This window comes from Dactylosporangium sp. NPDC005572, from assembly GCF_040605515.1.
Lineage (GTDB): Bacteria > Actinomycetota > Actinomycetes > Mycobacteriales > Micromonosporaceae > Dactylosporangium.
The window spans coordinates 26,549-44,376 of record NZ_JBEXCY010000070.1; the positions used below are offsets into that span (position 1 = coordinate 26,549).

Sequence of the window (17,828 nt, forward strand, 5' to 3'; positions counted from 1 at the left end):
GTCCGTGCTGCGCCCGTCCGTGCCGTGCCGTGCCCGCGCCGTGCCGTGCCCGTGCCGTGCCGTGCCCGTGCCGCGCCGCATTCGCCGGGGTCGCGTCGGCAGTCCGCGGCCGCGGCCCCGCTCGCCAACAGGCTGCTGGCCGTGCAGCGGGCGGTGGCCATGATCGTGGGAAACATCTGGCTGTCATGGCAGCCAGATCGCTCCCATGATCATGGGTGGACGCCGTCGGCCTGCGTCGCGGCTGCGTCCGCGCCATGATCCATGGCGAGTTCTGGCTGCCATGACAGCCGGATCCTGCCATTGATCAAGGGCGGGTCACGGTCGCAGCGTTGCCAGGGCGCGAGCCAGGCGGCGGACGCCCTCCTGCAGCTGGTCCGGGGCCGCCGCGGCGAAGGTCAGGCGGAGGTGGGCGGCGTCGGGCTCAGCCGCGAACCACGGGCGGCCCGGGAAGACCACCACCTGCTCCGCCGCGGCGGCCGTCGTGAGCGACACGTCGTCCACGCCGTGGGGGAGGGTGGTCCAGAGGTGCAGGCCCCCCGACGGCACCCGGGCGGGCAGCAGCTCCGGCAGGAACCGCCGCAGCGCGTCGAGCAGCGCCGTGCGGCGGGTGCCCAGGGACAGCCGCAGCGAGCGCAGGTGGCGGGGCCAGGCCGGCGACGTCACGAAGTCCAGCGCGGCCTGCTGCAGCGGGCCTGCCACGAAGAAGTCGTCGAGGACGCGTGCCGCGCGCAGGCGGGCGCCGGCCGCACCGCGGGCGCCGATGGCCGCCAGGCGCAGGCCGGGGGCGGCCGGCTTGGTCAGCGAGCGCAGGTACACGACGTGGCCGTCCGGGTCGTCGGCGACCAGCGGCGGGGGCGGGTCGCCGTCGATCGCCAGGTCGCGGGCGTAGTCGTCCTCCAGCAGGAACGCCCCCGCCGCGCGCACCGCCGCCATGACCTCCGGCCGCCGGGACGCCGACAGCACCGCACCGTGCGGGTTCGCATACAGCGGCTGGCAGTAGAACAGCCGCGCCCCGGTGCGCCGGAACGCCGCGGCCAGCAGGTCGGGGCGGACCCCGTCGGCGTCCGCCGGGACCGGGACCACCCGCAGTCCGGCGGCGCGGGCCGCGGCCAGCGCCCCGAGGTACGTCGGAGCCTCCATCAGCACCGGATCGCCGGGTGCGACCAGCGCGCGGAACGCGGTCGACAGCGCCGCCTGCCCACCGGGGCACAGCACCAGGTCGTCGGCCCGCAGCGCGCCGCCGGCCGTGCGGGCGAACCACGCCCGCAGGTCCTCCCGCCCCTCGACCGGCCCGCGCTGCCACGCCGCCGGGTGGCGGGCCGCGCGGGCCAGCGCCGCGCCGAGGGCGGCCGCGGGCTGCAGGTCGGCGTCGAGGTAGCCGCCGGAGAGCGGGATCATGCCCGGCCGGGGGACGGCGAGCAGCGCCTGCATCGAGTCCGAGCCGGCCGGGCCCGGACCGAGCGCAATCGACTGCCACGAGAGGTCGGCCACCGGCCCCGCGGCGCGGGCGGCGACGAACGTGCCCCGGCCCGGCTGCGCGTCCACCACGCCCTCCGCGGCGAGCCGGCGGATCGCCCGGGCCACCGTCACCGGCGACGCCTGGTGCCGCGCGGTGAGCTCGCGCACCGTGGGCAGCCGGGTGCCGGCCGGGGCGCCGTGACTGAGCGCTCGGAGATCTTGGATAACGCGAGCGGCTGCGTTATCGTCATTCATGAGAGCCAAGGATAACGCTACTCCACCGATCGCGATAACGGGCCTGCTCGGGGTGCTGGCGTTCAGCGTGTCCCTGCCGGCGACACGGCTCGCGGTCGAGCACCTCGACCCCTGGTTCGTCGCGTTCGGGCGGGCGGTCGGCGCCGGGCTGCTCGCGATGGTGTACCTGGCCGCGTCGCGGGCCCCGCGCCCCACGGGGCACCAGTGGCGTCGCCTGGCCGTCGTCGCGCTCGGCGTGGTAGTCGGCTTCCCGCTCTTCACCTCCCTCGCGCTGCAGGACCGCACCGCCGCGCACGGAGCCGTCGTCGTCGCGCTGCTGCCCGCGATCACCGCCGGGTTCGCCGTCCTGCGCGCCGGCGAGCGCCCGTCGCCCGCGTTCTGGCTGGCCGGCGGGGCCGGGCTGGCGGCCGTGCTGACCTTCCTGATCGCCGGCGGCGCGGTGAGCGGCGCGGCCGGCCTCTCCGACCTGTACCTCCTCGTCGCGGTCACGCTGTGCGGGCTCGGCTACGCCGAGGGCGGCGCGCTGGCCCGCGAGCTCGGCGGCGCGCGGACCATCTGCTGGGCGCTCGTGCTGGCCATGCCGGCGACCACGGCGGTCACGGCCGTCGTGGCGCTGCGCCACCCGCCGCACGCCTCGGCCGCCGCCTGGACCGGGTTCGGCTACCTCACCGTGGTGTCGATGTTCCTCGGGTTCTTCGCGTGGTACGCCGGGCTCGCGCGCGGCGGGGTGGCGCGCACCGGACAGCTCCAGCTCGCGCAGCCGGTGCTCACCCTCGCCTGGTCGGCCCTGCTGCTGCACGAGCACGTGCCGGTGCCCGCCATGGTGGCGGCCCTGGCGGTACTGCTGTGCGTCGCGCTGACGCAGCGCCTCCGCGCGCCGCGACTGCTAGTTTCGCAGCATGCGCATCGCGTTCGCGGCTGACGACGAGAACGAGACCACCCGGGCGGTCGTCGAGCACCTCGTGTCCGCTGGGCACGAGGTCCTCGACGTGCGGGCCGCTGGCGTCGCGTGGCCGGTGCTCGGCGAGCGGGTCGGCCGCGCCGTCGTCGACGGCGCCGCCGACCTCGGCGTCGTGATGTGCTGGACCGGCACCGGCACGGCGATCGCCGCGAACAAGGTGCCGGGCGTGCTCGCCGCCGTCGCCTGGGACCCGTGGATCGCCCGCGGCGCGCGGCTGTGGAACGACGCGAACGTCCTCGCGATGAGCCTCAAGCGCCTCGCACCCGACGTCGCCGTCGAGGTGCTCCAGGCCTTCCTCGACGTGCCCACCCCGGACCCCGACGAGGCGGAGAACATCGCGCTGCTCAGGCGCACGGTGACCAATCCGTGATGTAGCAATGCATCCGGCGGTGCAACCGTCTCCGCGTGCCCGAGGTCATTGCACAGTGAACGGCGACGCACATCGCCGTTGATCGCGACGCAGCAAACCATCGGCTCCGTCGGCGTTTCCGGCGACCCTTGTGGTGGGGGCGGTGCATGCCCGCGCCCAGTCCACACTGGAGGGTCCACAGTAGACGTCGGCTGATTCGTGCTGCCCGCGTGCCCGAAAACCGTCCGCGGCACCCCAACCGCGGCGTCCTTGAGAGGTCCGACACGTGAATAGAAGATCAGGTGCGCTGGTGGCCGGCACGGTCACCGCGGCGCTAGTGCTGTCCGCCTGCGGGGGTGGCTCAAGTACCGACAATACCAGCAAGTCCGATGGGCAGAAAGGCGGCTTCAACGCCGCGCTGACCGCTGTGGTCAACCCGTCCGACAAGAAGGGCGGCACCCTCAAGCTCACCAACCATGACGACCCCGACTCGTACGACCCCGCGCGCACGTACTACGCGAACATCTGGAACTTCATGAAGGGGTACTTCGTCCGCACGCTGCTGACGAACGAGGCCAAGCCGGGCGAGGACGGCCTGAAGCTCGTGCCCGACATGGCCACCGAGATGCCGAAGGTCGAGGACGGCGGCAAGAAGTACACCTTCACGCTGAAGGACGGCCTCAAGTTCGAGGACGGCTCGCCGATCACCTCGAAGGACGTCAAGTACGGCATCGAGCGGGTCTTCGCCCAGGACGTGCTCTCCGGCGGCCCGACGTACCTCATCGACGCCCTCGACCAGGACCAGCAGTACCCCGGTCCGTACAAGGACCCGGACCCGAACAAGCTCGGCCTCAAGTCGGTGCAGACGCCCGACGACAAGACCATCGTGTTCACGCTGAAGGCGCCGCTGAGCGACTTCCCGTACCTGCTCGCCATGCCCGGCGCCGGCCCGGTGCCGAAGGACAAGGACACCGGCGTCAAGTACGGTGACAAGCCGGTCTCGTCGGGCCCGTACAAGTTCCAGTCGTACGACGCCGGCAAGAAGGCCGTCCTGCTCCGCAACGAGAACTGGGACCCGAAGACCGACTCGGTGCGCAAGGCGCTGCCCGACCAGATCGAGGTCGTCTTCGGCACCGCGGTCGAGGAGATCGACAACCAGCTCATCTCCGGCCAGGTCGACCTCGACACCGCGCAGACCGGTGTCCAGCAGGGTTCGCAGGCCAAGGTGCTGCTGAACCCGGACGTGAAGAAGAACGCGGACGCGCCGGTCACCGGCTTCATCCGGTACTTCGCCATCAACACCAAGGTCGCGCCGTTCGACAACATCCACTGCCGCAAGGCCGTCATCTACGCCACCGACAAGGTCACGATGCAGACCGCCCGCGGCGGCCCCGACGCCGGCGGCGACATCGCCACCAACATGCTGCCGCCGAACATCGCCGGCCACGACCCGAAGCTCGACCCCCTGAACACCAAGTCGGGCAAGCCGCAGCTCGACAAGGCCAAGGAAGAGCTGGCGCTGTGCGGCAAGCCGACCGGCTTCGAGACGGTCATCGCGACCCGCAACTCCGGCAAGGAGCCGAAGACGGCCGAGGCGCTGCAGCAGTCCCTCGCCGCGATCGGCATCACGGCCCGCCTCGACCCGAGTGACGCGTCGCTGTACTTCCGCTCGACCATCGGCGCGCCGTCGAACACGAAGGCCAAGGGCTACGGCCTGATGATGGCCGGCTGGGGTGCGGACTACCCGACCGCCTCCGGCTTCCTGAAGGTGCTCGTCGACGGGCGGCAGATCCTGCCCAGCGGCAACAACAACTTCTCCGAGCTGGACAACGCCGAGATCAACAGCCTCATCGACAAGGCGCAGGCCGAGTCCGACCAGACCAAGGCGGCCGAGATCTGGAGCCAGATCAACAAGCTCGTCATGGACGAGTCGGTGCTCGTGCCCTTCACCTACGACAAGGCGCTCAACGTCCGCAACCCGCGGCTGACGAACGTGTTCATCAGCCAGTACTACGGGATGGTGGACTTCGGCAGCCTCGGCGTCACGAGCTGACCGCGCGGGAGTGCCCGGGTTGACGAGGGACTTCCCGGGCACGCGGTGACGCGCGCGGCCGTTCTTCCTCCTTGGGGCGGCCGCGTTCGTCCGGCCCGGGTCCGTTCCCGACGGACCCGGGCCGCGTCATGCGCTCAATAGGCGACGTTGACCCGGCGGTGGATCGTCGCCGGGTCGCCGGCCACGCGCAGCATCGCGTGGGCCACGTCCGCCCGCGACAGCGTCCGTCCACTCCGGACGTTTCGGTCGACGACGGTCCGATATGGACGGTGCCCGCCGTCGGTGAGCCGCGGCGGCGCGACGAGCGTCCAGTCCAGCCCGCTGCCGCGCAGCACCCGCTCGGCCTCGGCCAGGTCGGCGAACCCGTGCCGCAGCACCCACTGCACCAGCGGCTTGGCGACGGCGCGCATGAGCAGGCTGTCGCCCGCGTCGGCGACCCGGCCGGCCGCGTCGACGGAGACGATCCGCCGCACGCCGGTGGCGAGCATGGCCGCGACCTCTGCCCGCGCGCCGTCGGCCTGCACGGTCGACGGCCCGGTGCCGCGCGGCCCGAGCGCGGAGAGCACCGCGTCGCGGCCCGCGACCGCGCCGGCGATCGCGTCGTGGTCGCCGAGCTCCGCGACCACGACCTCGCACCCGAGGTCGCCGGGGTCCCGCCGCGCGACGGCGGTGATCTCGTGCCCCGCCGCGAGCCCCTGCGTGATGAGTTGGCGCCCGATCCCGCCGGTGGCGCCGAACACGGTGAGTTTCATGGGATCCCCCTGGCTCCGTTCGGGCCAACAACCCTGTGGGTTAGTGAGCACTCACTAACCTCTACACTGTGTAGCGGGGCAACGCATGGTGTCAAGGGCTGGAGGGCGCGAAGGTGGCGACGCGGGACGTGATCCTGGACGCGGCGGCGGGGGTGCTGCGCACCCACGGCCTGGCCAACGCCACGACGCGGGAGATCGCCCGCGCCGCCGGGTTCTCCGAGGCCACCCTCTACAAGCACTTCCGCGACAAGGTCGACCTCATGGTCGCCGTGCTCCACGAGCGCGGCCCCCAGTTCATCCCGATGCTGCAGACCCTCCCGGCCCGCGCCGGCGAGGGCGACCTCCGCGCGACCCTGACCGAGCTGGCCACCGTGGCCATCGGCTTCTACCGCGACGGCTTCCCGATGTTCGCGTCGATCTTCTCCGACCCGGCGATCCTGGGCGCCCACCGCGACCAGCTGCGCGCCCAGAACCTCGGCCCGCACCGCGCGAACGACGCCCTCGCCGACTACCTGCGGGCCGAGCAGGCCCTCGGCCGGGTGCGCCCCGACGCCGACCTGGTCGCCGTGGCCGCGCTGCTGCTGGGCGCCTGCTTCCAGCACGCGTTCATCACCAACTTCGCCGACCGCCGGGCCGACAGCGAGGCGGCGAGTGGCTTCGTGGCCGAGCTTCGCCTGTGACGCCGTCGGAAACGCGACCTGCGCCCGGCCCGGGACTCTGGAAGTCTGGGTCCGTGCGCATGGGATGGACGGCGGCCGCCGTGGCCGTGGTGCTGGTCGTCGGGGTGGGCATCGCCTACGCCCTCACGCGGGGCGGCGAGTCGCCCCCGCGCCATCCCGCGCCCCCCGCGGCGACCGCCCAGCTGCCCGGCGTCAGCCCCAGCCCCACCGCGGACTGCGCCGCCACCATCGTGCGGCGCATGTCGCTCGAGGAGCGGGTCGGCCAGCTGCTCATGATCGGCACCCCGGTCGGTTCGCCGGTGGATGCGAAGGCGGCGATCCAGCGGTACCACCTGGGCGGCATCTTCCTCGCCGGCCGCAGCACCGCCTCGGCCGCCACGCTCAAGCAGGCCGTCGACCAGCTGCAGGCCGCCGCCGGCGACGTGCGCCTCCACGTGGCCGTCGACCAGGAGGGCGGGCAGGTCCAGACGCTGCAGGGCCCCGACTTCCCGGCGATCCCGACCGCCGTCAACCAGGGCAAGCTGGACCAGCAGGCGCTCGCCGCGAACACGGCGGAGTGGGCGGGCCGGCTGCAGAAGATCGGCGTGACGCTCGACCTCGCCCCGGTGGCGGATGTGGTACCCCAGGAGATCGGCACCGCGAACCCGCCCATCGGCAAGTTCCAGCGGCAGTACGGCCCGTCGCCCGGCCCGGTCGCCGACGACGTCGCCACCGTCGTCGCCGCCGTGCAGGGTGCCGGGGTGCTCACCACGCTCAAGCACTTCCCCGGCCTCGGCCGCGTCCGGGTCAACACCGACACGTCGACAGGCGCGCGCGACGACCTGACGACCGCCGAGGATCCCGCGCTGGAGCCGTTCCGCCAGGGGATCGCGGCCGGTTCGGCGGCCGTGATGATGTCGTCGGCGGCGTATCCGAAGCTCGACCCCGACGCGACCGTCGCCGCCTTCTCCGAGAAGATCGTGACCGGGCTGCTGCGGGACCGGCTGGGCTTCCAGGGGATGGTGCTCTCCGACGACCTCGGTGCGGCCAAAGCGGTCTCCGGTGTACCCCTGGCGCAGCGCGCCGTCCGGTTCGTGCGGGCCGGCGGCGACGTGGCCCTCACGGTGCGCCTGTCCGACGCCGGCCCGTGGACGGACGCGCTGCTGGCGGCGGCGAAGGCCGACCCGGCGTTCGCCGACCGGGTGGCGCAGAGCGCGACCCGGGTGCTGGCGACGAAGGTGCGAGCCGGCCTGGCCAAATGCCAGTAGGTCAGTAGCGGACGATCAGCGCGACCCGCGCATCCCCGCTGAGGCTGCCGTCCCCGACGAACGTGACCTCCCCGCCGTGGCGGGCCACCGCCTCGACGATGTCGTCGACCGCGTCGTCGATGAGCGTGGCCGATTCGTCGTGCCTGGGCTCCTGGTCCGGCGGGTGCAGGTGGTCGCCGTGCACCCAGGCCGGGCTGTGGTAGCTCTCCTCGACCAGCAGGTGGGCCGCGCGCCCGTGATGCGCCAGGCTCCACACCTCGGCCAGCCCGGCCGCGAAGCGGTTCGCGCCGCGCGCCACGTCGAGCGCCTCCAGGGCGGCCACCTGCCGCATGTTGTCGTACGCGGCGAGCTGCGGCGCCAGCAGCCGGTACACCTCGTGCGCCCCGGCGTGGTCGTAGTTGCCCTGGACGGCCCCGGCGATGGGGCGCCCCCACTCCTCGGCGAAGAACGCGAGGTACCGCTCGACCCCGAGCAGGAACACCGGCCGCGAGTCGAGCGCGTCGACGTCGGCGAGCGATGAGGCGACGTCCCGGAAGAACTGCCGGTGCCGCTCGTCGCGGATCGCGCTCGGGTTCTGCCCGTAGTCGCGCGGCAGCCCGGTCGTCCCGCCCGGCCCCTCGTGCGTGAACGGGAACCCGTGCGAGCGCACCTCGACCAGGTCGTCCCCGTCGCCGCTCCACAGCCGGGTCGGCTGCTCGGACAGCACGAGCGCCCAGTACCGGTGCCGCCGCGCCGCGTCGGCGACGACGTCGCGCACCTCGTAGGTGTCGGCGACGACGACCCGCTCGTTGACGGTCGTGTCGAGGAGCCGGACGTGCACCTGGCCGGGCGACGCGAACAGCGCCAGCCCGTCGCCGACCTGCCGCAGGTCCAACTGCTCGGCGGCGTCGGCGATCTCCTGGTACACCTGGGCGGCGACCGGCTTCGGCACGGCCTCGTCGGTCTCCAGCCGCCGCTTGGCCTCGGCGAGGAGATTGCGCAGCCGGATCGGATCCTGCTGGTTCTCGGGCGGCGTGCGATGGGTCGGCATCAGCAGGGAGACCGCCGGATACCCGCTCGGCGTCAGGGTCGCCAGATCCTTCACCGTCATGCGCCCACGGTCCCGCGGGCGGGCGGTGTACTGGCTCGCCTACCGGGAGTGAACGAGGTGGTCGGGCATGGTCGGGTTGGCCACGTATTGACAGTCGTCGACCATGGCCGATGCAATGAGCGCTGCCGGAACCACCCATCTGACGAGCACGGAAGCCGGGGTGTGATGACGGAACGGGTCGCCGTGCGGTTCACGGGCGGACGCGGCGGGGAGTGTCAGCTCAGCTGGGGTCAGACGGCGATCTGGCGGGCGATCCAGCGGCTCGTGCCCGACGACGCGAGCCTCAACCTGAGCTGGGTGACCGCCATCGAGGACGAGGGCATCGCGACCCGCGTGCCGGTCGAGCGCGTCACCGGGACCGTCGCGCACGTCATGGCCCGCCACGAGTCGCTGCGCACCAACGTCCGCGACGGGCGTCAGGTCGTCGCCCGAGAGGGCGTGATCGAGGTGCACCTGGTGGACGCCGGGGACCCCGCCCGGGCAGCCAGGGAGCTCCAGGAGACGCTCACCGCGCCCGCGTTCGACTACGCGAACGAGTGGCCGCTGCGCGTCGGGATGGTCCGCTCCGGCGGCGTCGTCACCCACGCCGTCTTCGTCATCTGCCACCTCGTCACCGACCGGGGCGGCCTCGACACCCTCGTCGGCGACGTGCTCGCCGGGCTCGCCGGCGCGCCGAGCGCGGAGCCGCCCGACCGCCAGCCGTACGACCTGGCCCTGCACCAGGCCTCGCCGCAGGGCCGCCGGCAGAGCGCCAAGGCGCTGCGCTACTGGGACCGCCACCTGCGGGCGGTGCCGCGGCAGCGGTTCCAGGAGACCGGCGAACCCCCGCGGTACACCAGCGCCACCCTCAGCTCGCCCGCCGGTGACCTGGCCGTCAGCGCGCTCGCCGACCGCGAGCAGGTGTCCGGGTCCACCGTCATCCTCGCCGCCGCCGCGCTCCAGCTGGCCCGGCAGACCGGCGCGCGGGAGGCCGTCCTCCAGGTCATCGTCAGCAACCGGTTCCGCCCCGGGCTGGCCGGCTCGGTCGGGCCGGCGTCGCAGGACGGGCTGTGCGTGGTCGAGGTCGGCGACGACGACCTGCGCACCGTGATCCGCCGGACGGCGCAGGCGTCGATGCAGGCGTACCTGCACGCCCAGTACGACCCGGAGGACCTCGACAAGCTGCTCGCGGAGCACGGCGTCGACCTGTCGTGCTCGTTCAACGACCGCCGCTTCGACGCGCAGACCCCGCCCGGCACCGACGTCCGCGACATCAGCGCGCTGCTGCCCGGCACCACGCTGCGGTGGGAGCCGGTCGAGCAGTACGGCGCCCGGTACTTCCTGCACGTCAACGCGGTCCCGCAGGTGCTCGACCTGACCCTGTTCGCCGACGTCAGCGTGTTCCCGGAGACCGCCGTGGAGGCGCACCTGCGCGGCATCGAGGCGCTGCTCGTCGCCGAGGCGCTCCAGCCCGCCTGACCCGCAGTGCCCGCCTACGCCGACGCCACCTCCTGCGAGCCCGGCGGCACCCTGCGGTTCGCGCTGAGCGAGGACTCGCCGGTGACCGTGTACGACGCCACCGACGACCGGATCGTCCACATCGGTCACGCGACCGCGCCCGTGTGGGAGCTCGCCGTCCCGTCCGGCTGGCCGAGTTCGCTGTACCGCGCCGAGGTCGCCGGCGACGAGGTCTGGTTCGTGGTCCGGGCCGCCGCGCCGGCCGCGCCGATCCTGGTCTCGGTGCCGTTCCCGACCTGGCTCGCGTACCACCGCGCGGGCGTCCCCGGCGAGAGCCTGTACTACTTCGAGGAGGCCGGCCGCGCCGACCGCGTCTCGTTCGACTGCCCCGGCATCGGCCCGCCGCCGGAGCGCTGGGAGGAGGGCCTGCTGCGCTGGCTGCGCCGCACGGGCCACGCGGCCGACTTCTGCTCCGGCCTCGACCTGCACGAGCGCGGCCCGCAGCTGCTGCGCGACTACCGGCTGCTGGTCGTCAACGGCCACGACGAGTACTGGTCGAAGGAGATGCGCGACGCCGTCGAGGCCTTCGTCGACGCCGGCGGCAACCTCGCCTGCTTCGCCGCCAACACCGCCTACTGGCAGGCCCGCTTCGAGGACGGCGGCCGCACGATGGTCTGCTACCGCGACGCCGTCCGCGACCCGCTCGCCGCCACCGACCCGGCGCGGGCCACGGTCGAGTGGTCGGCCGCCCCGGTGCACCGGCCGGAGAACGCCATGACCGGGGTCAGCTACCGGCACGGCGCCGGCGCCTGGGGCGACTTCATGGACGTCATGAAGGAGACCGAGTACACCGCCCGCTTCGCCGCCCACTGGGTCTTCGCCGGCACCGGCCTGCGCGACGGTGACGGCTTCGCGCTCGGCGCCGTGGGCTACGAGACCGACGCGGCCCTGTTCGCCGAGGACGGGGGTGTTCCGGTGGTGACCGGCGGTGACGGCACGCCGCCCTCGTTCGTCGTGCTCGCCACCGCCGACCTGCGGCACTGGCGGCGGTACGGCCAGGGCGGCCACGCGACCATGGGCGTCTTCCGCCGGGGAGGGGGCACGGTGTTCACCGCGGCCACCGTGAACTGGGGCGCGTCGCTCGGCGACCCGGTGACCGACCGGATCACCCGCAACGTGCTCGACCGGCTGTCGGCGCCGCCCGCCCCGCCGCCGTGGGACGTGATCGGCCCGGCGCCCGACCTGGTCGCGCTCACGGCCTGTGAGCATGCCTTCTGGGCGATCGATGCGGCAGGTGTACTGCTGGTGCGCCGCGCGAGCGGCCAGAACGTCCCCTGGTGGCCGGTGGTCGCGGGCGGTGAGCCGCCGGTGTGCCTGGCCGCACCGCGCGAGGCGGTCGGGGGCCGGCCCGTCGGCCTGTACGGGGTGACGGAGCGCGGCCGCCTGCTGCACCGCCCGCCGGTGCGCGAACCCGCGGAGTGGGAGCCGGTCGGCGCGGCGCCGCCGGGCACGCGGGCCCTCGCGGTCGCCGACGGGCGGTTCTTCGCCGTCACCGCCGACGACCGCCTGTGGTGCGCGCCGATTGCGGAGCCGGACGACTGGGTCACCGCGGGTGACGGCGGCGGCGTCAGCACCCTCACCGCGGTCGGCGGCCTGCTCGTCGGGGCCTGCCCAGACGGCCGGATCCGGATGCGCCGGCCGGTCCCGGGGACTTCGGGGACATCGCCGGGCGCCGAAGCGTGGGAAAATCTCGGGTACGCGGCAGGCCGCACGGTGCTCGCCGGCTACGAGGGACGTCTCGTCGGCGCGGGCACCGACGGCCGGCTCGCGTGGCGCGAGACCGGGCGGGAGATCAACGGGGAATCTCCTCCGCCGGGGGTGTCGAGGAGCGGGTGAGCCGTTCGTCGTCGTGACGGAACCATCCCCGCGAAGGAGGAGACGTCATGCGATTCCTGCTCATGATCGCCGTCGAGGACGAGCCGGTCACCGACGAGCCCACCGGTGACGACGTGCTGCGCTGGGTCAAGGAGATGGACGAGCGCGGCGTGCGGGTGCTCGGCAACCGGGTCGTGCCGCCGGCCGAGGCCACCACCGTGCGGGTGCGCAACGGCGACGTGGTGCTCACCGACGGCCCGTTCGCCGAGACCCGCGAGCAGATGGCCGGCTTCGACATCGTCGAGTGCGAGTCGTTCGAGGAGGCGATCGAGGTCGCCGCCCAGCACCCGGTGGCCCGCTCGGGGCTGATCGAGGTCCGCCCCTTCTGGGAACCGTGACCTCTTCAGAGGAGGTCGCGGGGTCGCAGCGAAGCGGAGGCCCCGTGACCTCGTCAGAGGAGGTGCGTGACGCTGTCGCCCGCGTCTATGCCGACGAGTGGGGCCGGATCGTGGCGACGTTGATCCGGTTCACCGGCGACTGGGACCTCGCCGAGGAGTGCGCCCAAGACGCCTTCGCCCAGGCCCTCGTGCGCTGGCCGGCCGACGGCGTGCCGCGGCGGCCGGGCGCCTGGCTCACCACGACCGCGCGCAACCGGGCGCTCGACCGGTTGCGCCGCGGGGCCGTCGAGGCCGAGAAGCTGCGGGAGGTCGCGGTGGACGAGTCCCGGGCGCCGTGGCACGACCCGCTCGGCGAGGACGCGTCCGCGGTGCCGGACGACCGCCTGGAGCTCATGTTCACGTGCTGTCACCCGGCGCTCGCCCTGGACGCCCGGGTGGCGCTCACCCTGCGCACCCTGGCCGGCCTCAGCACGGCCGAGATCGCGCGGGCCTTCCTGGTGCCGGAGCCGACCATGGCCCAGCGGCTCGTGCGGGCCAAGAACAAGATCCGCCGGTCGGCCATCCCGTTCCGGGTGCCGCCCGCACACCTGCTGCCGGAGCGGCTCGGGGCCGTGCTCGCCGTGCTGTACCTGCTGTTCAACGAGGGCTACGCGGCCACCGCCGGCGCCGAGCTGCTGCGCACCGGGCTCAGCGGCGAGGCGATCCGGCTGGCCCGCGTGCTGGCCGCGCTCATGCCCGACGAGCCCGAGGTACACGGGCTGCTCGCATTGATGCTCCTGCACGAGGCCCGCCGCGAGTGCCGGGTCGACGCGGCCGGCGACATCGTGACCCTGGAGGAGCAGGACCGGAGCCGCTGGGACCGGGCGATGATCGACGAGGGCGTCGGCGTCCTCGATCGGGCGCTGCGCCGCCGCCGGCCCGGCCGCTACCAGGTCCAGGCGGCCATCGCCGCGTGCCACGCCACCGCCCCGGTCGCCGCCGAGACCGACTGGCGCCAGATCAGCCTGCTGTACGGCGAGCTCGCCCGCCTCACGCCCGGGCCCGTCGTCGAGCTCAACCGGGCGGTGGCCGTCGCCATGGCCGACGGGCCCGCGGCCGGCCTCGCCCTCGTCGATGCGCTCCGGGCGGGCGGCGAGCTCGAGGGCTACCACCTCCTGCCGGCCACCCGCGCCGACCTGCTGCGCCGCCTCGGCCGGACCGCCGAGGCGGCCGAGGCCTACCGCGAGGCGCTCGACCTCGTCGGCAACGACGCGGAGCGCCGGTATCTACAGCGGCGCCTGGGTAGTCCGGCCCCGTGAGTTGGATCACCCCGCGTTGGCGCAAGTTTGCCAACTGTGCAAGTTTGGCCTGAGGCATGCCTCCACTTTCTGCTTCGATGCATACGGAAGGAGGTGGTCGAATGGCTCCTCTCAAGGGCTGGCCCCGGCATCGGCACGCCGTCGATGCCCTGCGCGCCTCGTACGCCGCGATCCCGCCCGGCGACACCGTCCGCCTGGCCAAGCGCACGTCGAACCTGTTCCGGCCGCGCGCCGCGACCGGCTTCGCCGGGCTCGACGTCAGCGGCCTCGACGGGGTCGTGGAGGTCGACCCGGTGGCCCGCACCGCCGAGGTCCAGGGCATGTGCACGTACGAGGACCTGGTCGACGCGACCCTCCCGCACGGGCTGATGCCGCTGGTCGTGCCGCAGCTGCGGACCATCACGCTCGGCGGCGCCGTCACCGGCCTCGGGATCGAGGCGACGTCCTGGAAACACGGCCTGCCGCACGAGTCGGTGTCGGAGCTCGACATCCTGACCGGCAGCGGCGAGGTCGTCACCGCGCGCGCCGACAACGAGCACGCCGAGCTGTTCGCGGCGTTCCCCAACTCGCTGGGCAGCCTCGGCTACGCGACCCGACTGCGCATCGAGCTCCAGCCGATCGGCGAGCGGGTGCTGCTGCGCAACCTGCGCTTCGACGACCTGGACGAGCTGCTCGCCGCGGTCGGCGAGGTGATGCGGACGGGTGAATACGCCGGCCACCCGGTCGACGTCATGGACGGCGTCGTGTTCCGGCCCGGCGAGTCGTACCTCGTGCTCGGCCGGTTCGGCAGCGACGGCCCGGCCAGCGACTACACCGGCCAGGACGTCTACTACCGGTCGCTGCGCGCGAAGGCGACCGACGGGCTCACCGCCTACGACTACCTGTGGCGCTGGGACACCGACTGGTTCTGGTGCTCGGCCGCGTTCGGCGCCCAGCACCCGGCCGTCCGCCGGATCTGGCCCCGGCGGTACCGCCGCAGCGACGTCTACCACCGCATCGTGCGCTTGGAGAACCGCTACGGCGTCGCCGCGCGGATCGAGCGCCGGCTCGGCCGTCCCGACCGCGAGCGCGTGGTGCAGGACGTCGAGCTCCCTCTGGACCGCACCGCCGAGTTCCTGCGCTGGTTCGCGGCCAACGTGCCGATGGCGCCGCTGTGGCTCTGCCCGCTGCGGCTGCGCGAGCGCGAGTGGCCGCTGTACCCGATGCACGCCGGCACCCCGTACGTGAACGTCGGCTTCTGGGGCACCGTCCCGATCGCCCCCGGCGCCCGCGACGGCGACGTCAACCGCGCCGTCGAACAGCGGGTGTTCGAGCTCGGCGGGCACAAGTCCCTCTACTCGGACGCCTACTACGACCGGGAGACCTTCGACCGGCTCTACGGCGGTCCCGCGTACCGCGCCGCCAAGGACCGCTACGACCCCGACCACCGACTGACCGACCTCTACGACAAGGTTGTGGGGCGACGATGACCATCACCAACCGATCACGCACCTACTCCTCCACACCGGGCGGCCGCCGCCGGCCGCCGGTGCCCAAGGTCGCGGACATCGTCCGCGCCGTCACCGCCGGCGAGCCGACCGTGCGGATCACCGCCTACGACGGCAGCTCCGTCGGCCCGGCCGACGCGCGGGTCGAGCTGCACATCGTCTCCGAGCGTGGGCTGTCGTACCTGCTCACCGCCCCCGGCGACCTCGGCATGGCGCGCGCCTACGTCACCGGGGACCTCGAGGTGCGCGGCGTGCACCCCGGCGACCCGTACGAGGCGCTGCGCCGGCTCTCCACCGGCCTGCACCTGCGGCTGCCCGGCCCGGGCGAGGTCCTGCGGCTCGTCCGCGGCCTCGGCTGGGAGCGGCTGCGCCCGCCGCCGCCCCCGCCGCAGGAGGCCGTCCCGGCCTGGCGGCGCACCATCCAGGGCCTGCGCCACGGCCGCGGCCGCGACGCCGAGGCGATCCACCACCACTACGACGTGTCGAACGCCTTCTACGAGAAGGTCCTCGGCCCGTCCATGACCTACACCTGCGCCGTCTTCCACGCGCCGTCGGACACGCTGGAGCAGGCCCAGGCCAACAAGTACGACCTGGTCGCCGGCAAGCTGGCGCTGAAGGCCGGCGACCGGCTCCTCGACGTCGGCTGCGGCTGGGGCGGCATGGTCCGCCACGCCGCCCGGGAGTACGGCGTGAAGGCCCTCGGCGTCACGCTCTCCCGCGAGCAGGCCGAGTGGGCGCAGGCCGCGATCGAGCGGGAGGGCCTCGGCCACCTCGCGGAGGTGCGGCACCTCGACTACCGCGACGCGCCCATCGAGCAGTTCGACGCGGTGAGCTCGATCGGCCTCACCGAGCACATCGGCGTCCGGAACTATCCCCGGTACTTCGGGGCGCTCCGCGACCGCCTGAAGCCCGGCGGCCGGCTGCTCAACCACTGCATCACCCGGGCCGACAACCGGGCCTCCCACAAGACCGGCGCCTTCATCGACCGCTACGTCTTCCCCGACGGCGAGCTGGCCTCCCCGGGCCGCCTGGTCAGCGCCGTCCACGACGCCGCGTTCGAGGTGCAGCACGAGGAGAACCTGCGCCAGCACTACGCGCTGACGCTCGCCGGCTGGAACCGCAACCTGGTCGAGCACTGGGACGCGTGCGTGGAGGAGATCGGGCTGGGTACGGCCCGGGTGTGGGGCCTCTACATGGCCGGGTCCCGGCTCGCCTTCGAGCGCAACGAGATCCAGCTGCACCAGATCCTGGCCACGAAGACGACCCGCGACGGGGTGTCGTCGTACCCGCTGCGACCCGACTGGACGCCCTGATTTCCCCGGCCCGGGGCCGCTCGTACCGTTCGTGCCGGCCTCGGGCCCTTTGGGGTTTTCGCGGCTCTCGGCTATCTCCCAGCCAGAATCCAGTTTCGGCGGAGGTGTGGTGTGCAAGGTGGACAACATGAGTGACCAGGACCGCCAGTGGAGCGCGCCGGGGGCCGCGCCGTCCACCGCCGGGGAGACCGACTCCCCATCGTCGCAGCCGTCGCGGCCCGAGCCGTTGACCGCCCCTGGCGCGACCGAGCCGCACTCTCCCGAACCATCGGAACCTCCCTCTTTCCCGACCGCCACGGACTTCGCGGCCTCGCCGACCGCGGATCTCTCGACCTCGCCGGCCGCCCCGGACCCGTCGACCCTGTTTGCTGCTCCGCCCGCCACGGAGTCGCCGACCCTGTCCGCTTTCCCGGCCGCCGCGGACTCTCCTCCGCCGCCGGCTACGGACTTCTCGACGTTGCCGGCGGCGGCCGGCTCGGACTCCTCGGCCTTGCCCGCTTTCCCGGCCGCCGTGGACTCCCCGGCCCCGCCGGCCGCGGACTCTCCGGCCCCGCCGACCTTGCCCGCTTCCCCGGCCTCGCCGGTCTGGGGCTCGGCGGCCGCGCCGGTCTCGGGCGGCAGTGGTGCGGTGGCTGACAGCGTCCCGGCTTCCGGGATTCCGGCCTCGGGCGTTCCAGCGTCCGGGATTCCGGCGTCCGGGGTGCCGTGGGCGGCGCCGGCCGGCCACACCAATGGCCACACCAACGGCTACACCGCGCAGTACCCGTCCGGCCCGCCCCAGGCGACGACCGGCCCTGGTCACACCGCGCAGTTCCCGTCCGTGCCGCCCCAGGCGACGGGCCCCGGTCACACCGCGCAGTTCCCGTCGGGCCAGCCGCAGGCGTCGACCGGCCCCGGCACCACCGCGCCCCTGCCCGGAGCCGGGTTCCCGCCCGCCCAGACCTCGCCGGCGTACCAGACCGGTCGCGTCGGCCTCGGCGTCCCGCCGGCCGGCGGCTCGGCGACCAACGTCTTCGGCCAGCCGGTGACGTCCGGCCCGCTCGGCCAGCCCGGCGCGCCCGGCGCACCCGGCCAGCCCGGCCACTACGGTCAGCCTGGCCCGCTCGGCCAACCGGGTCAGTTCGGTCAGCCCGGCCAACCCGGCCAAACCGGTCAGCCCGGTCAGTTCGGGCAGC

Annotated in this window: 14 protein-coding genes and 1 pseudogene; 12 read left to right on the forward strand and 3 right to left on the reverse strand. The window is 73.7% G+C overall.

Annotated elements, in window-relative coordinates:
* Positions 1–315 precede the first annotated feature (315 nt).
* Positions 316–1,713 (reverse strand): PLP-dependent aminotransferase family protein, encoded by a 1,398-nt coding sequence (locus ABZS66_RS29340; protein WP_354763185.1) that lies wholly within the window; start codon positions 1,711–1,713, stop codon positions 316–318.
* Between ABZS66_RS29340 and ABZS66_RS29345 the strand changes: the two genes are divergently transcribed.
* The 3 genes from ABZS66_RS29345 (at position 1,712) to ABZS66_RS29355 (ending at position 5,076) form a co-directional block, all read left to right on the forward strand.
* Positions 1,712–2,635: a DMT family transporter gene (locus ABZS66_RS29345; RefSeq protein ID WP_354763186.1), complete on the forward strand. Its 924-nt coding sequence runs from the start codon at positions 1,712–1,714 to the stop codon at positions 2,633–2,635. The two genes, ABZS66_RS29340 and ABZS66_RS29345, sit on opposite strands and share 2 nt — an antisense overlap.
* Positions 2,613–3,044 (forward strand): RpiB/LacA/LacB family sugar-phosphate isomerase, encoded by a 432-nt coding sequence (locus tag ABZS66_RS29350; protein ID WP_354763188.1) that lies wholly within the window; start codon positions 2,613–2,615, stop codon positions 3,042–3,044. The genes ABZS66_RS29345 and ABZS66_RS29350 overlap by 23 nt, the downstream gene beginning before the upstream one ends.
* Before the next feature lie 265 nt (positions 3,045–3,309).
* Complete coding sequence (locus ABZS66_RS29355) at positions 3,310–5,076, forward strand: ABC transporter substrate-binding protein (RefSeq protein WP_354763190.1); 1,767 nt, start codon at positions 3,310–3,312, stop codon at positions 5,074–5,076.
* A 134-nt stretch (positions 5,077–5,210) separates the two neighbouring features.
* Here the strand turns inward: ABZS66_RS29355 and ABZS66_RS29360 are convergent, their stop codons facing one another.
* Positions 5,211–5,828 (reverse strand): NAD(P)H-binding protein, encoded by a 618-nt coding sequence (locus ABZS66_RS29360; protein WP_354763192.1) that lies wholly within the window; start codon positions 5,826–5,828, stop codon positions 5,211–5,213.
* Positions 5,829–5,941: 113 nt separating this feature from the next.
* Between ABZS66_RS29360 and ABZS66_RS29365 the strand changes: the two genes are divergently transcribed.
* Both ABZS66_RS29365 and ABZS66_RS29370 read left to right on the forward strand, forming a co-directional pair.
* Positions 5,942–6,508, forward strand: coding sequence for a helix-turn-helix domain-containing protein (locus ABZS66_RS29365; protein WP_354763194.1), 567 nt, complete (start codon positions 5,942–5,944; stop codon positions 6,506–6,508).
* 59 nt (positions 6,509–6,567) lie between these two features.
* The gene (locus tag ABZS66_RS29370; RefSeq protein WP_354763196.1) at positions 6,568–7,755 is read left to right on the forward strand and encodes a glycoside hydrolase family 3 N-terminal domain-containing protein; all 1,188 of its coding nucleotides are present in this window, start codon (positions 6,568–6,570) and stop codon (positions 7,753–7,755) included.
* A gap of 1 nt (position 7,756) precedes the next feature.
* On the opposite strand, the gene ABZS66_RS29375 is transcribed toward ABZS66_RS29370, so the two are convergent.
* Positions 7,757–8,845, reverse strand: a complete 1,089-nt coding sequence (locus ABZS66_RS29375; RefSeq protein WP_354763198.1) for a hypothetical protein — start codon at positions 8,843–8,845, stop codon at positions 7,757–7,759.
* Positions 8,846–9,010: 165 nt separating this feature from the next.
* On the opposite strand from ABZS66_RS29375, the gene ABZS66_RS29380 reads away from it, so the two are divergent.
* The 7 genes and pseudogenes from ABZS66_RS29380 to ABZS66_RS29410 form a co-directional block, all read left to right on the forward strand.
* Complete coding sequence (locus tag ABZS66_RS29380) at positions 9,011–10,303, forward strand: condensation domain-containing protein (RefSeq protein ID WP_354763200.1); 1,293 nt, start codon at positions 9,011–9,013, stop codon at positions 10,301–10,303.
* A 6-nt stretch (positions 10,304–10,309) separates the two neighbouring features.
* Positions 10,310–12,178, forward strand: coding sequence for a N,N-dimethylformamidase beta subunit family domain-containing protein (locus ABZS66_RS29385; protein WP_354763201.1), 1,869 nt, complete (start codon positions 10,310–10,312; stop codon positions 12,176–12,178).
* A gap of 47 nt (positions 12,179–12,225) precedes the next feature.
* Positions 12,226–12,555 carry a YciI family protein gene (locus ABZS66_RS29390; RefSeq protein ID WP_354763203.1) on the forward strand — a complete coding sequence of 110 codons (330 nt, stop codon included), beginning with the start codon at positions 12,226–12,228 and terminating at the stop codon, positions 12,553–12,555.
* A 44-nt stretch (positions 12,556–12,599) separates the two neighbouring features.
* The gene (locus ABZS66_RS29395; protein WP_354763205.1) at positions 12,600–13,853 is read left to right on the forward strand and encodes an RNA polymerase sigma factor; all 1,254 of its coding nucleotides are present in this window, start codon (positions 12,600–12,602) and stop codon (positions 13,851–13,853) included.
* A gap of 101 nt (positions 13,854–13,954) precedes the next feature.
* Positions 13,955–15,322, forward strand: a complete 1,368-nt coding sequence (locus tag ABZS66_RS29400; protein WP_354763207.1) for an FAD-binding oxidoreductase — start codon at positions 13,955–13,957, stop codon at positions 15,320–15,322.
* On the forward strand, positions 15,319–16,653 hold the full coding sequence (locus ABZS66_RS29405; protein ID WP_354763209.1) for a class I SAM-dependent methyltransferase: 1,335 nt from the start codon (positions 15,319–15,321) through the stop codon (positions 16,651–16,653). The genes ABZS66_RS29400 and ABZS66_RS29405 overlap by 4 nt, the downstream gene beginning before the upstream one ends.
* Before the next feature lie 628 nt (positions 16,654–17,281).
* Positions 17,282–17,828: pseudogene (locus ABZS66_RS29410) on the forward strand (hypothetical protein); the annotation flags it as partial.